This window comes from Pseudomarimonas salicorniae (genome assembly GCF_023156535.1).
Classification (GTDB): domain Bacteria; phylum Pseudomonadota; class Gammaproteobacteria; order Xanthomonadales; family Xanthomonadaceae; genus Pseudomarimonas; species Pseudomarimonas salicorniae.
In genome coordinates, this window is the sequence record NZ_JALNMH010000002.1 from 159114 (window position 1) to 173849 (window position 14736).

The following is a 14736-nucleotide window of genomic DNA, read 5'->3' on the forward strand; positions in this document are numbered from 1 at the left end:
TTGGGCAGATGTTCTGTGGGAGTGCCCTTGGGCGCGACAGCGGAGTTCCGCTCTGGCTGCGGTCTGTGGTGAATCCATAGCGCCACGGTCGCGCCCAAGGGCACTCCCACAGTTTGACTGCGGCAAGGCCTACTTGGCGGCGCAGACCGGGCCTGGCAACGCCGTTGCACGTAGGAGCCAGCTTGCTGGCGATAGGCGCCCCGGAAGGGACGATCGCCAGCAAGCTGGCTCCTACATTCGGGTTTTGCGGAACGTCTGCTTCGCGCCCCCACTTCGCCTTCATGGAGTCGAGTCTGCCTAACCGGGATTGCCGCCAGACTGCCGCTGTCTATTCATTACGCTGCGCAGACCCGCATCGAGCGCGATCGGCTCGGCTCGACAGGAACCGGGCGCAGGATCGCAGGGCGCCTGCGAAGGCCCAAGGGCCGTTTCCTCGGAGGATTCAGCCGAGCAGGACCCACCAGCCCGCCGGGTGATGGGCACGGGCCACGCCGTACATCCATGCGGCGACGAGCAATGCCGCGAAGAAGCATGCGAAGCGCATGGCGCGGGTGCGGGCGCGCCGCAGGGCCAACGCACCCAGCATGACGTAGAGGACAAGCAGGACCAGCTTGGTCCCGAACCAGGGCTGGGCGATGGGCCCGAGATGCAGCATGGTGGCGAGCATCAGGGCAAAGGTCAGCAGGCCGGTGTCCACCGCATAGGAGGCGTAGCGCAGAACACCATGGTCGCCCCATGGCTTCTCCAGCAGCACGCTGAAGGTGCCGCGGAAGGCGAACAGCGAGAGGCTGGCGATCACGCAGGCGACGTGGAGCATCTTGATCTGCGGATAGTAGGCAATCATTCCTCGGACCTCCTCCGCGCTGCCGGGCACCTCAGGGATGTCCGGCAGCGCTGCGGTTCGACTCAGTTGAGTTCCTGTCCCGCCCCCTTCGCCGGCACATCGACCTGCCTCGCGCCGATCCACAGCCGCGCCACGAAGACCCCGATGAAGCAGGCGCCGACGGCGAAGATCACGTCACCCGGCACGCGCATCCAGACCAGGGTCTCGATGATCGGCTGCTGCATGAACTCGGCCGAGCGGGCGTAGGCGTACCCGTTGTCGATGGCCGCGGCCAGCTGCAGGATGCCGATCGGCAGCAGACACATCAGGGCCATGGCGGCAAGGCCGATGTTCAGCGACCAGAAGCCGCGCTTGAGCAGAACGCTGTCCCAGCTCACAGCCGGCCGCATCAGGCGCAGGCAGAACAGCATCAGGCCGATGCCGAGCATGCCGTAGACGCCGAACAGCGCGGTGTGGCCATGCAGCGGCGTCAGGTTCAGGCCCTGCATGTAGTACAGCGCCAGCGGCGGGTTGATCAGGAAGCCGAACAGGCCGGCACCGACCAGGTTCCAGAAGGCGACCGCGACGAAGAACAGGATCGGCCAGCGGTAGCGCGGCATCCAGGGTGCCGCCGAGGCACCGCGGTAGGTGTGCAGGGCCTCGAAGCCGATCAGGGCCAGCGGCACCACTTCCAGCGCCGAGAACGAGGCGCCAATGGCCAGCACCGAAGTCGGCGTACCGGCCCAGTACCAGTGATGGGCCGTGCCCAGCACGCCACCGGTGAGGAAGATCACCGTGGCGAACAGCACGCCGGCGGTGGCGATGCGCGCGCGCACCAGGCCAAGGCGGGTGAACAGGAAGGCGATCACCGCGGTGGCGAAGACCTCGAAGAAGCCCTCCACCCACAGGTGCACCACCCACCAGCGCCAGTACTCGACCATCGAGATATGGGTGTGGCGGCCCCACATCAGGCCAGCGGCATAGAACAGGCCGATCGCCACGGTCGACAGGAACAGCAGCAGGACGATCGAGCGGTTCTCGTCACGACGCTGGATCGCCGGCCACAGGCCCCGACCCACCAGCAGCAGCCAGAGCATCAGGCCCACGAACAGGTAGATCTGCCAGAAGCGGCCCAGGTCGACGTACTCCCAGCCCTGGTGGCCAAACCAGAAGTTCATGTCCAGCGGCATGATCTGCATGACCGCAAACCACTGCCCGGCGAACGCGCCGACAACGATGATCAGCAGGCTGGTGAACAGGAAGTTCACCCCGAAGCGCTGCCAGGCCGGCTCGCGACCGCCGATCGCCGGGGCGATGAACAGGCCGGTCGCCAGCCAGGCGGTGGCGATCCACAGCACGCTGAGCTGGGTATGCCAGGTGCGCACCAGTGAGTAGGGAAGAATCTCGGCGAGGTCGAAGCCGTAGAGCGTCTGGCCCTCGACCTGGTAGTGGGCGGTGGTCGCGCCCAGCGCGATCTGCACCAGGAACAGCACCACCACCAGCCAGAAGTACTTGGCGGTGGCACGCATCGACGGGGTAACGACCAGCCCAGCCAGCGGATCGCCGCTTGGCGGGCCGGGCTCGGGCTCCTCGCCGCGGGCGGCGTGGTACCAGACCAGGGCAGCGATACCGGCAATCAGGAACAGCACGCTGAACACCGTCCACAAAAAGATGCCCGAGGTCGGCTGATTGCCGACCAGCGGCTCCGAGGGCCAGTTGCTGGTGTAGGTGATGTCCTGACCCGGACGCTCGGTGGCGGCAGCCCAGGCGGCCCAGTGGATGAAGGCAGCCAGCTTGGCTCGGCGTTCGGGGTCGCCCACCGTGGCTTCCTTCATCGCGTAGTTCTCCCGCAGCTCGCGCAGCGCAGGGTCGCTGCCGAACAGGGCATCGTAGTGTTCAGCGACCTCGCGGGCTGCAGCCACCCGGTCGTTGCTGAGCACCACGCGCTCGGAAGCAGTGTCAAAGGTGTTGCGGCGCATCTCGCGCTGCAGCCGGTCCTTGAGTCCGGCCTGCTGCGCTGGGTCGAGCAGGTGGAAGTCACGCTGGAAAGCCTGCCGTGACCAGATTCCCAGCAGGGCCTTGGCCTCCCGGTTCAGCCAGTCGGCCGACCAGTCCGGGGCGACATAGGCGCCATGACCCCAGATCGAACCCAGCTGCATGCCGCCCATCGACTGCCAGACTTCGCGCCCGGTCTGGATATCGTCGCGGCTGTACAGCACGCTGCCGTCCTCGGCGACGAAGGCGCCGGGCACCGGCGGTGCCTGGCGGTAGATCTCGCTTCCCATCCACAGCAGCACGCTGAACGAGCAGAACAACAGCCCGCCCAGCATCAACCAGAGTTTCTTCGTATTGGACATGGCGCTCTCCTAGGCTGAGTCCCGAACGCCATGCTCGGCTCCGCCCCGCGTGGGCGCACTGATCCAGATCAGGCGATGCGCATGCCCCAACGTGAGGACGGCCGGGACGGTCGGAAAGGCGCGTTTGGGCGCGAAGCGGACCTTCCGCAGATCCCGAAGGTAGGAGCCAGCTTGCTGGCGATCGTCCCTTCCGGGGCGCCTATCGCCAGCAAGCTGGCTCCTACACACGCAACAGCATTTCCAGGTCCGGTTTGCGCCGCAAAGCAGACCTTGCCGCAGTCAGATTGTGGGAGCGCCCTTGGGCGCGACCGCAGCGCTACGGATTCACCACAGACCGCGGCCAGAGCGGATCTCCGCGGTCGCGCCCAAGGGCGCTCCCACAGTCGGGCTTCGTTGGGCGTCGGCGAAGCCCCATAGGGTGCGTCTTGGACGCACCGATACGGGCGTTCGGACGGTATGCCCGGTGCGGCCAGCCGCACCCTATGGATGTCTTCTTCGCGCCCATCCCTGCCGCCTGACCGACAAAAAACACGGCCCGCGTGGGCGGGCCGTGCGCAGGGAAGATGGATCTACCTGCTCAGTACACGTCGCCCACCGTGTTGTGCACGTTGAACTTTCCGGTCGGCGTGATGATCCGCTCGTCCTTGATCACCGCCTTCAGCTTGCGGGTGGTGTCATCGACCACCACGATCGCCGAGCGCTGGTCCTTGCCGTTCCAGACCGAGAACCAGACCTCGTCGCCGTTCTTGTTGTACTCCGGCTGCACGACCCGCTTGGGCCCTTCGCCAAGATCCGCCCACTCGGCGATCGGCAGCACCTCATAACCCTTGCCGAGATCGCGGGTGTCGAAGACTGCGATGCTCTGGCTCATCCCGGGATCAGGGTTGAGTGGCGTGTCCACCCAGAGGTTGTGCGATTTCGGGTGGGTCTTGATGAAGAGCGAGCCGCCGCCCTGCCCCTTGAGCACCTCGACCACCTTCCAGGCGTGCTCGGGGTGGCCGACCGGATCGGTACCGACCAGGGTCACCTTCTCGTTGCCCAGGGCGGAAGTGCCCCAGACCGGACCGTACTTCGGATGCACGAAGTTGGCGCCACGGCCCGGATGCGGAATCTTGTCGACATCGATCAGGCCGACCATCCGCCGCTCCTTCGAATCCACCACGGCCAGCTTGTCCGACTGGTTGGCAGCGGTGAGGAAGTAGCGCTTGGTCACGTCCCAGCCGCCGTCATGCAGGAAGCGCGCGGCGTCGAGGGTGGTGATGTTGAGGTTGGCCAGGTCCGAATAGTTGACCAGCAGGATGCGGCCGGTCTCCTTCACGTTGACGATGAAGTCGGGGTGTTCGTGGCTGGCGACGATGGCCGCCACGCGCGGCTCCGGGTGGTACTCCTGGGTGTCCACGGTGGTGCCGCGGGTCGACACGATCTTGATCGGCTCCAGCGTCGGGCCGTCCATGATCACGAACTGCGGTGGCCAGTAGGCACCGGCGATGGCCAGCTTGTCCTCGTAGCCCTTGAACTTGGAGGTTTCCACCGAGCGCGCCTCAAGGCCGATCTTGATCTCGGCCACCCGCGCCGGCACCTTCATCCACAGGTCGATCAGGTCGATCCTGCCGTCGCGACCGATGGTGTAGACGTAGCGGCCGGAATGCGAGAGCCGCGAGATGTGGACCGCATAGCCGGTCTTGATGATGCTGACGATCTTCTTGGTGTCGCCGTCGATCAGGGCCACTTCGCCCGAATCGCGCAGGGTCACTGCGAAGAAGTTGTCGATGTTGTAATCGTTCTCCTTCTCCGTCGGGCGCTCTTCCACCGGCACCAGAACCTTCCAGGTCTTCATCATCTCCGGCATGCCGAACTCCGGCGGCGCCGGCGGATCATGCTGGAGGAAGCGGGCCATCATGTTGACCTCTTCGGCGGTGAGGTCGCCCGAGGTGCCCCAGTTGGGCATGCCCGCAGGCGAGCCGAAGTTGATCAGCGCCTCGAGGTACTGGGTGCCCTTGGCCCGGGTGATGTCGGTGGTCAGCGGCTTGCCGGTGGCGCCCTTGCGCAGCACGCCGTGGCAGCCGGCGCAGCGCTCGAAGAAGATCTGCGTGGCACGGCCGAACTCGGCCTTGCTGATCGGTGGCGCGTCGGGATTGACCACCATCTCGACGTCCTCGGCGGCCACGGTGGATGGCGCGCCCTGGTACTTCATCACCCCCTCCTTGGTGCCCGGGTGACGCTCGCCCTGGGCCGGGTCTGCCGACACCGAGAGCGCATCGCGCTGCGCCCTGACCTCGGCCGGGCTCACCTCGCCCCCCGGGTTGCCCCAGCTGGCGTAGACGAAGTTGACGATGGAGGCGATGTCCTCGTCGCCCAGATGGCTCATCGCCGGCATCACGTTGTTGTACTCGACGCCGTTGACCACCAGCTTGCCGCTGAGCCCCTTGAGCACGATACCGGCGACATCGGCCGGCGTCTGCTTGCCGAGGTAGTCGGCACCCGCAAGCGGCGGGAATGCGCCCGGCAGACCGGTTCCCTCCGGCTGGTGACAGGCCGCGCAGTTGGCGAGGTAGAGCGCCTTGCCCTGCTCCGCCGCAGCCTTGGGCGGCCGCTCGTTGACGACATCGCTGCCGCAGGCCTGGCCGGCCAACGCCGCCAGCAGCACACTGAACAATGCGGTTCGACGCAACATGGCTTGCTCCTTGGTCCGGTATGTGTGTCGGGCCCCGGTTCCGGGCTGAATGCAGTCTGCGCCGGCCGAGTCGATGGGCGACTTGATCTGGATCAGACGCAGGCCAGATTGCTGGACGGGCGGCCGTCGGCTTGAGCCCGGTCAAATGCGTGGGCGGTGGCGTTACCTAGGCTGGAGGCCACTTCCCACGAAAGGAATCGCCAATGCGCCGCCTGGCCCACACCCCGCTCCTCGTCCTGCTTCCCGCAGCGCTTTCCGTAGCCGCCGAACCCGTGACGCTCGAGACCATCGTGGCGGTGGCCAGTCGACGCCCGGAACCCATCGCCCAGGTCGCGGCACCCGTCAGCATCGTCGAGCGCGAGGGCATCGAGGGACAGCTGATGCAGGACAGCGCCGACCTCGCCCGGTTCGTCCCGGGACTGCGCGTCGATACCGATGCCACCCGCTTTGGCGGTAGCGGGTTCAGCCTGCGCGGCCTGGGCGGCAACCGGGTCCGGGTGGAACTCGATGGTGTGCCGCTTCCCGAGACGTTCTCGGTCGGGCAGTTCGCCTCGGCCAGCCGTGACCTGGCCGACCTCGAACTGCTCGAGCGCATGGAGGTGCTGCGGGGCCCCGCTTCCACCCTCTATGGCAGCGATGCCCTGGCCGGCATCATCGCGCTGTCCAGCCGCGACCCCGACAGCGTGCTGGGCCTGAAGCCGGAGGCGCAAGCCGTCAGCAGCCTGCGTGCCGGGTTCAGCCAGCGCGATCTGGGACTGCTGCTGGCAGCGATGCATGCTCGGGATACGGGCAAGGGCGGGCGACTGCTGCTGGCCGCGTCGCGCCGCGACGGAGAGGCCACGCAGAACCTCGGCGAGGGGCCACGGAGCGAACCCAACCCCGCAGACACCCGGCGGCAGGCCGTGCTGCTCCGCTACGCGGGGCAGAGCGACTGGCTCGGCGAGTTCGACCTGATCGCCGAAGGCACGCGCGGCGAGCGGCAGACCGATGTGGTCTCGCAACGCTTCGGCGCCGGGCGCTTCGCCAGCACCACCAAGCTTCTCGCCGACGACAGCTACCAACGCGAGCGGATCGGCCTGTCCGCCCGATGGTCGTTTGACGATCCGTACCGGCATGAGTTGGCCCTGCTGGCCTATCTGCAGCAAAGCGAGGTGACCCAGGACACGGCGCAGACGCGCAATGCCGATCGCGGCACGTCATTTCCTTCGCTGCGCGAGCGCAGGTTCGTGTTCAGTCAGGACAGCCTCGGTGTCGACCTGGTGGCCAGCGCCGCGTGGAAGGGGGCGGCCTTCGGCCATGCCCTGCTCTACGGTGTCGAGCTGGAGCAGCAGGACTACGGCGGCTACCGCGACGGCGTGGAGACCAACCTCTCCACGGGTGCGCGCAGCACGGTGATCCTCGGCGAGCGATTTCCGGTCAGGGACTTCCCGAGGTCGGTGGCCCGCCGCGTCGGCCTGTTTGCCCAGGACGAACTCCGCCTCGGGCGCTGGTCGCTGATACCCGGCCTGCGCTATGAGCATTACCGCCTCGATGCGCGACCCGACGCCACCTTCCGCGAGGACTTCCCCAACCTCGAGGTGGTCAACGACAGCGCAGGCGCCCTGACCACGAAACTGGGGCTGCGTTTCGCGCTTACTGATCGACAGCAGCTCTTCGCCCAGTTCGCCGAGGGCTTCCGCTCACCGCCGTTCTCCGACCTCAACATCGGACTGTCGCTGCCTGCGCTGAACTACGAGGTCCGCCCCAATCCCGCCCTGCGCGACGAGCGCAGCCGCGGCATCGACATCGGATGGCGCTGGGCCGACGACCTGGGAACGCTCAGCGTGACCGCCTTCCACAACCGCTATCGTGACCTGATCGAGTCGCGCGCCAACCTTGGCACCGACCCGGTCAGCGGCGCCCTGGTGTTCCAGTCGGTGAACCGGCAGCGCGCACGCATCGAGGGCATCGAGATCGAGGGCCGGCGACAGCTCGGCGAGAGATGGACCCTGCGCGGGGCGGCCAGCTGGTCGCGGGGTGATGATCTGGGTCGCGACCTGCCGCTCAACAGCATCGACCCCGCGCGACTGTCGCTCGGTCTGGCGTTCAGCGCCGACAGCAGCCGCTGGGGAAGCGAGTTGCTCGCCACCGCCACGTCCGGCAAGCGTCGCCTCGATGAATCCAGAGGCTCCCTTTTCGCGCCGCCTGGATACACGGTCATCGACCTGACCGCCTGGTGGGCACCCCTGCCCTCCCTGCGCATCCATGCCGCACTGAACAACCTGTTCGACCGTCGGCACTGGGCCTGGGGCACGTTGCGCGGTCTTTCCGCCGACGAGGCCAACCTGGGCTTCTACAGCCAGCCCGGACGCACCCTGAGCCTGCGGGTGGCGGTGGATTTCTAGCGGCGGGGCGGCAGTCGCGCCAGCGCCGACCCGGCGGCAGCCAGACCGGCGATCACGAGGCTGCGAGGCGGCAGCCTCGGAGCGGCTCAGGGAGCGGACTTTGGGCGCGAAGCGGACATTCGCCACCGACCCCGATTGGGCGGGCTCTTCGTAGGAGCGGACATGGCCGCGACCGCGGAGTTTCGCTCTGGCCGCGGTCTGTGGAGAACACGTCACGCCGCGGTCGCGCCCATGTGCGCTCCTACAGTCGGGCTTCGTTGGGCGTGAGCGAAGCGCCATAGGGTGCGCCTTGGACGCACCGACACGGGCGTTCGGACGGTACGTCCGGTGCGGCAAGCCGCACCCTATGAATGTCTGCTTTGCGCCCACACTTCGCTTTGCTATTCGTAGCGCAGCGCGTCGATCGGGTCGAGCTTGGCCGCCTTGGCCGCGGGCATCAGGCCGAAGATGATGCCGACCAGGGTCGAAAAGCCGAAGGCCAGGGCCACGGCCCACCAGGGCACGTAGGCATCGGGGAAGCCGGGCAGCAGCTTGGCGGCGCCGAAGCCGAGGCCGTAGCCGATCAGCACGCCGACCAGGCCACCGAGCAGGGACAGCACCGTCGCCTCGATCAGGAACTGCAGCAGGATGTGGTGGCGCTTGGCGCCGAGCGCCTTGCTGATGCCGATCTCGCGGGTCCGCTCGGTCACCGAGACCAGCATGATGTTCATGATGCCGATGCCGCCAACCAGCAGGGACACGCTGACGATGCCGCCCAGCACCAGGGTGACGGTGGCGATCACCTGCGAGAACGACTCGGTCAGCTGGCTCGCCGTCTGCACCCTGAAATCGTTGCGCTCGCCGGGCTTGAGCCCGTGCAGCTGGCGCAGCAGGGCGGTGACCCGGTCCTTGACCGGCTCGATCTCATCGATGTCGGCGACGGTAAAGCTGATATCGATGTCCTGGCGCACCGGATCGGCATACGCAGTCATGCCGGTGGAGAACGGGATGATGGCGTAGTCGTCCTGGCTGAAGCCGAACATCTCGCCACGTTTTTCGGTGACGCCAACGACCTTGAACCACTCGCCGCCCATCTCGATGAACTCGCCCAGCGGGTCCTCGGGCAGCTTGAGGTTCTCGCGCACCTTCTCGCCGATGACCACGACGCGGCGGCGCGAGGCCTCGTCGCCGTCGATCAGGAAGCGGCCAAGGTCGGGATAGATCTGCCGGCTGTCGGCGAAGCTGCCGCGCGTGGCCAGCACCTGGGTGAACGCGGTATTGCCCTGGTAGCGCAGCAGGCGGTCACCGCCGATATTGGCAACGAACAGCGGGGTGACGTCGGAGATGCCGTCGATGTGGTGGACGATGGCCTCGAAGTCGGCCAGGGTCAGGCGGTTGCGCTTGCCCTGCATGGCCTCCTGGAACGAGGTATCGGACTGGATGGTCAGGCTGTTGCCGCCGAGTCCCTCGAACTGGCTGGTGATCGAGTGCGAGAGGCCCTGGATCAGCGAGACCACGGCGATCACCGAGGCGACACCGATGATGATCCCGAGGGTGGTGAGGAAGCTGCGCAGCCCGTGCGCGCGGATGCTGGCCAGCGCCGAGCGCAGGCTTTCCCAGAGCATGTTCATGCGGCGACCTTCTCCTGGCGCACGTCACTGACCACCTGGCCATCGGAGAGCCGGACGACGCGCTCGCAGTGGGCGGCGATGTCGGGCTCGTGAGTCACCAGGATCACCGTCTGCCCATCGCGATGCAGGGCGTCGAACAGGCGCATGATCTCGGCGGTGGTGGCGGAGTCGAGATTTCCGGTGGGCTCGTCGGCGAGCAGGATCGAGGGCTCGCCGACCAGGGCGCGGGCGATCGCCACGCGCTGCCGCTGGCCGCCGCTGAGCTGGTTGGGCAGATGGCCCATGCGCGCGCCCAGACCGACGCGGGACAGCGCCTCCTCGGCGCGTCGGCGACGCTCGGCAAGCTTCACGCCGCGGTAGACCAGCGGATGCATCACGTTCTGCAGGGCGCTGGCGCGCGGCAGGAGGTTGAAGCTCTGGAAGATGAAACCGATCTCGCGGTTGCGCGCTTCGGCCAGCTCATCCTCGCTCATGCTGGCGACGTCGCGGCCGTTGAGCCAGTAGCGGCCCTCGGTCGGCCGGTCGAGGCAGCCGAGGATGTTCATCATCGTCGACTTGCCCGAGCCCGAAGCGCCGATGAAGGCGATGCTCTCGTTGCGGGCGATCTCGAGGTCGACGCCGCGCAGGGCATGCACCGTCTCGCCACCCATCTCGTAGCGCTTGGAGATGCCCTCCAGCCGCAGCAGGGCCTGGCTCACGCCGCCTCCCCGCTTTCGACCGACTCGTCGCTGGCACCCTCGCGCGGGGCCCTGGCCTCCACGGCTTCGCCATCCTTCAGGTGGCGCAGCACCTTGTAGGGGCCGGTGACCACCCGCTCGCCGTCGCTGAGGCCGGCGCGAACCTCCTGCCAGCTGTCGTCGGACAGTCCGACCTCCACCACACGGCGCTCCACCTTGCCGTCCTTCTCGACGAACAGGTAGTGCTCGACCTCGGGGGCCTCGGTGCCCGGCTTGACCTCGGTGCTGGCCTGGTTGGTCGAGAACACCGCCTGCACCGGCACCGCCACCACGTTCTCGGCATTCGCGGTGTAGATCTCGGCGCGGCAGGTCATGCCCGGGCGCAGCGCCAGCGCCTTGGGGTCGGCCAGGCGCACCTTGACCGCGTAGTTGCGCGCCAGCGATGTCTGCTGGCCAACCCCCTGGCTGCGCGGTGACAGCGGAATGCTCTCCACCTCCCCCGGCAGCGCGGTATCGGGGAAGGCCGCGGCGAACACGTCCACCGGCTGGCCGACCGCGATGCGGGCGATGTCGGCCTCGTCGACATTCACCTCGGTCATCAGGCTGTCGGGATTGGCGATGGTCATCAGCGAGGAGCCGGCGATGCCGGTGGCGCTGGACACCGCGGTCTCGCCGACCTTGATGTCGACCGCCATCACGGTGCCGGCGATCGGCGCGCGGATCTCGGTCCTGGCCAGGCGCTCGCGCGCCTGCTGCAGCGAGGCCTCGGCCTGCTTCAGCGCCTCGCGGCTGGCCTGCAGCTCGACCTTGGCGACGTCGAAGGCGTGGCGGCTGCTATCGGCCTGGTTGTCGTCCAGCAGGCCGCGCTCGTTCAGCTCGTGCACGCGCTTCCACTGCCGCTCGGCATTGGCCACGTTGAGCCGCTGGCGCTCGATGTTGATCCGCTGCTGGCGGACGAAGGCCTCCTGCTGGGCGACTTCGGCCTGGTAGACCTGCTCATCGAGGCGCAGCACGACCTGGCCGGCCTCGACCTTGTCGCCCTCCTCGACCAGCACGGCGCGCACCTTGCCGATCACCTCGGGCGAGAGCAGGGCCTGCTCGCGGAAGACCAGGTTGCCCGAGGCCAGGATCGAGGCCTTGACCTCGCGCGGCGACACCGCCTGCACGTCCACCGCCTTGGCGTCACTGGTGCGCGACTTGAGGAACACCGGCAGCGCGATCAGCAGGGCGATCGCACCGAACACCAGCCAGCGCTTGTTCATGCGCCACCCGTGAAGGCCAGGACCAGCGCCCAGATGCCGAAGATCAGGACGTAGGGCAGCGAGACGACGATCCACGAGGTGGCCGCCGACTTCTTCGTCCAGACCCTGTAGCCGACCGCGCTGACGAACAGGCTCCAGAGCATCGGCAGGTGGACGGCGTCGAGCAGGGCCTGCCAGTGGTGGCCCATCGGCAGGTGGAAGAACAGCTGGTTGAGGGTCAGCGGATTGACCTCGTGGGTGCCGAGCTGGCCATTGCTGGCCATGAGGATCGCCACCGCGCCGGCCGGGATGGTCAGCAAGGTCGGCACCGAGGCCCAGGCGGCGAAGGAGAACCACTTGCCGAAGCCGATCTCGCTGCCGACCACCTTGGCGCTCAGCAGGTAGTAGACCGCCGTGAGCAGCAGGATCAGCGGCAGCATGACGGCGATGCTGACCACGGTCGTGACGGTCATGGTCGCCGGCGTCATGAACTTCTCCATGCCGGCGCGGGCAGCCGGATCACCGCCCTGTGGCGAGGCCGCCAGCATCTGGTCGATGAGCCAGGACATGTCCACCACCTGGTAGTACCAGGTCATCAGCGCGGCACTGCCGAGAATCAGCAAGAGCAGCGGCAGAACCGGATTGGAGCGCTCGTAGAGCGACTCGAAGGCCTTGGCGGGATCGGTGAAGACCTGGCCGAGCGTGGCGAATGCGGACATGCGGTTTCCCCTTGGGCAATGGTGGACGGGCGTTTCGAACACAACCCCAGATGAACAACAAGCGCAGATGTGACACGCCCCCAGGGTCTCGACCCGCGCAGCGCGTTGCGGCCCGGCGCCTAGGCGCCGCCGGCCTCCTCGTCGGGCTCCGGCTCACCGAGCAGGATGGCCCTGGCCTGCTGCACCGCCTCCTGGCTGCCGGCGAGCACCACGACATCGCCTACCTCAAGCACGCAGCTGCCGTCCGGGTCCGAGACCAGGGCCTCGCTGCGCCGGATCGCCAGCACGCTGGCCCCGCTGCGCGAACGCAGGCCGATCTGGCCAAGGCTCTGGCCGATGCAGGCGGAGCTGGTGTCCAGCGGCACGGGCTGCAGGTCGCCGAGACCAGGCAGGATCTCGCGTACCTGCTCCAGGGCCAGCGCCGAGCTGCCCGCGCCGGCGCCCGGTGAACGCTTGCCGAGGGCATCGAGGATGGCCAGGGAGCCGGCCTGAACATGCCCCTGCAGGTTGGTCGCACTGCGCCACAGGGCCACCGCAAGCGCCAGCACGATCAGGGCCAGCACGGCAGCGCCGCCGAAGGGCGGCAGGAAGGGTGCGGTGACCAGCAGGCAGAGCAGGCCGACGCCGGCGACGATGGCGATCTCCAGGGTCATGGTCATGGCCCGGCGCGGGGCCGCGGCAAAGTCGACGCCTTCGGCCGTCTGCGGCAGTGCCAGCTTCGCCAGACGCCTTCCCAGGGCCCGGGCCAGGCGCACCGAGGTCAGCACGAAGGGCGCGATCAGCAAGGCGGTGGCGATCCACATCAGCATCGGACCGGCGTCGCCAAGGGCCACCCACTCCTCGATCCGTCCCAGCAGCTGCGGCCCGCCGATCGCGGCACCGATCACGATGCCGCAGAGCAGGGCGGCATCGATGATCAGAAGCAGGCTGATCCGGCGGATCTGCGCGCCATGGCCCAGCGCGCCGCGATTGCGGGCGCGGACCAGGTCGTCGATCCAGCTGGCATAGAGCGCGGCGAAGGTCTGCAGCGGCTTGGGCAGGAAGCGATCCACCGCGCGGGCCACGCCTTCGGCGCGCCGTGCCATCACCGGGGTGGTCAGCACGGTGATGGCGCTGACCGCCACGGCAATCGGGTACAGCGAGGGGTCCACCGCGCCAAGCGTCAGGCCCAGCCCGGCGATGATGAAGCTGAACTCGCCAATCTGGCCCATGGTCATGCCGGCGCGCACCGAGCGCGAGATGCCGGCACCGGCGACGAAACCACCGAAGGCCACCGCAACCGGCTTGAGCAGGAGCACGGTGGCGGTCATCAACAGCACCATTGGCCAGTGCTCGCCGAGCACGCTGGGGTCGATCGACATGCCCACCGCAACGAAGAAGACCGCGGTGAACAGGTCCTTGAGCGGACGCACCAGCTGCTCGATGCGCTTCTCCTCGCCGGACTCCGCGACCAGCGAGCCGGCAAGGAAGGCGCCGAGGGCCACCGAATAGCCGAAGTGCTCGGTGGCCAGCACCACGGCGAAGCAGATCCCGACACTGGCCAGCAGGGTGGTTTCCGGACGGTTCTCCTTGACCACCCGTTGCACCAGCCTGGGCACCAGCCACATGCCGACCAGGAGCAGCCCGCCCAGGAACAGCCCCAGGTTGAGGGCGGTGTCGGCCAGGCCGTCGAAGCTGGCATCCCCGGTCTTGGCGATGGCGCTGAACACGGCGAGCATGAACACGGCCAGCAGGTCCTCGACGATCAGCACGCCAAGGACCAGCTCCCGCAGCGGGCGCTCGGGGCGCTGCTCCTCGAACACCTTGGCGATGATGGTGGTCGAGGCGATCGCCACCACGCCGCCGAAGAACAGCGCCTGCACGCCGCCAAAGCCGAAGGCCCGGGCGATCGACAGGCCGGCGAAGATCATCACGCCCACCTCGAGGAAGGCGATCACGAAGGCGCGGGGGCCGACCCGGATCAGGTGGCGCAGGCTGAACTCGAGGCCGAGGAAGAACATCAGCAGGATCACCCCGAGCTCCGACAGCGAGGCAATCGCCGCGCGGTCGCTGACCAGGGTGAGGCCGAGATAGGGACCGACGATCAGGCCGGCGAGCAGGTAGCCCAGCACCGGGGGCTGGCGCAGCTTGACCGACAGCCAGCTGGTCGCCGCAGCCACGCAGACGGCGATGCCGAAGCTTTCGAGAAAGGCGTGAGCGGGCGCCAAATGGGACCCCGAGCAGGGAACGTCGCGACAGCCTAGCAGGCCGA

At 67.8% G+C, this 14736-nt stretch carries 9 protein-coding genes; 1 reads left to right on the plus strand and 8 read right to left on the minus strand.

What is annotated here, in order from left to right; all coding sequences use genetic code 11:
• Nucleotides 1-442 precede the first annotated feature (442 nt).
• The 3 genes from M0G41_RS03225 to M0G41_RS03235 form a co-directional block, all read right to left on the minus strand.
• Nucleotides 443-844 carry a SirB2 family protein gene (locus M0G41_RS03225; protein WP_248204971.1) on the minus strand — a complete coding sequence of 134 codons (402 nt, stop codon included), beginning with the start codon at nucleotides 842-844 and terminating at the stop codon, nucleotides 443-445.
• A 62-nt stretch (nucleotides 845-906) separates the two neighbouring features.
• A complete protein-coding gene (locus M0G41_RS03230; RefSeq protein ID WP_248204972.1) occupies nucleotides 907-3180 on the minus strand; it encodes a nitric-oxide reductase large subunit in 2274 nt (757 codons plus the stop codon).
• A 577-nt stretch (nucleotides 3181-3757) separates the two neighbouring features.
• Entirely contained in the window at nucleotides 3758-5854 is a 2097-nt protein-coding gene (locus tag M0G41_RS03235) for a cytochrome D1 domain-containing protein (protein ID WP_282452640.1), read from the minus strand.
• A 203-nt stretch (nucleotides 5855-6057) separates the two neighbouring features.
• Here M0G41_RS03235 and M0G41_RS03245 point away from each other — a divergent pair, with 203 nt between their 5' ends.
• Complete coding sequence (locus tag M0G41_RS03245) at nucleotides 6058-8238, plus strand: TonB-dependent receptor domain-containing protein (protein WP_248204974.1); 2181 nt, start codon at nucleotides 6058-6060, stop codon at nucleotides 8236-8238.
• A gap of 380 nt (nucleotides 8239-8618) precedes the next feature.
• On the opposite strand, the gene M0G41_RS03250 is transcribed toward M0G41_RS03245, so the two are convergent.
• The 5 genes from M0G41_RS03250 to M0G41_RS03270 all read right to left on the minus strand — a co-directional run bounded on the left by M0G41_RS03250 (nucleotide 8619) and on the right by M0G41_RS03270 (nucleotide 14692).
• Nucleotides 8619-9848 carry an ABC transporter permease gene (locus M0G41_RS03250; RefSeq protein ID WP_248204975.1) on the minus strand — a complete coding sequence of 410 codons (1230 nt, stop codon included), beginning with the start codon at nucleotides 9846-9848 and terminating at the stop codon, nucleotides 8619-8621.
• The gene (locus tag M0G41_RS03255) at nucleotides 9845-10546 is read right to left on the minus strand and encodes an ABC transporter ATP-binding protein (protein WP_248204977.1); all 702 of its coding nucleotides are present in this window, start codon (nucleotides 10544-10546) and stop codon (nucleotides 9845-9847) included. Before M0G41_RS03255 ends, M0G41_RS03250 begins: the two co-directional genes overlap by 4 nt.
• The gene (locus tag M0G41_RS03260) at nucleotides 10543-11787 is read right to left on the minus strand and encodes an efflux RND transporter periplasmic adaptor subunit (protein ID WP_248204979.1); all 1245 of its coding nucleotides are present in this window, start codon (nucleotides 11785-11787) and stop codon (nucleotides 10543-10545) included. Before M0G41_RS03260 ends, M0G41_RS03255 begins: the two co-directional genes overlap by 4 nt.
• Entirely contained in the window at nucleotides 11784-12485 is a 702-nt protein-coding gene (locus M0G41_RS03265) for a YIP1 family protein (protein ID WP_248204980.1), read from the minus strand. Before M0G41_RS03265 ends, M0G41_RS03260 begins: the two co-directional genes overlap by 4 nt.
• Before the next feature lie 119 nt (nucleotides 12486-12604).
• Nucleotides 12605-14692 carry a monovalent cation:proton antiporter family protein gene (locus M0G41_RS03270; RefSeq protein ID WP_248204982.1) on the minus strand — a complete coding sequence of 696 codons (2088 nt, stop codon included), beginning with the start codon at nucleotides 14690-14692 and terminating at the stop codon, nucleotides 12605-12607.
• Nucleotides 14693-14736 lie beyond the last annotated feature (44 nt).

Bases quoted from the DNA above. Each gene is read 5' to 3' on its own strand.
- M0G41_RS03230 (WP_248204972.1), bottom strand. From the start codon at position 3,180: ATGTCCAATACGAAGAAACTCTGGTTGATGCTGGGCGGGCTGTTGTTC.
- M0G41_RS03260 (WP_248204979.1), bottom strand. From the start codon at position 11,787: ATGAACAAGCGCTGGCTGGTGTTCGGTGCGATCGCCCTGCTGATCGCG.
- M0G41_RS03225 (WP_248204971.1), bottom strand. From the start codon at position 844: ATGATTGCCTACTATCCGCAGATCAAGATGCTCCACGTCGCCTGCGTG.
- M0G41_RS03250 (WP_248204975.1), bottom strand. From the start codon at position 9,848: ATGAACATGCTCTGGGAAAGCCTGCGCTCGGCGCTGGCCAGCATCCGC.
- M0G41_RS03265 (WP_248204980.1), bottom strand. From the start codon at position 12,485: ATGTCCGCATTCGCCACGCTCGGCCAGGTCTTCACCGATCCCGCCAAG.
- M0G41_RS03245 (WP_248204974.1), top strand. From the start codon at position 6,058: ATGCGCCGCCTGGCCCACACCCCGCTCCTCGTCCTGCTTCCCGCAGCG.
- M0G41_RS03235 (WP_282452640.1), bottom strand. From the start codon at position 5,854: ATGTTGCGTCGAACCGCATTGTTCAGTGTGCTGCTGGCGGCGTTGGCC.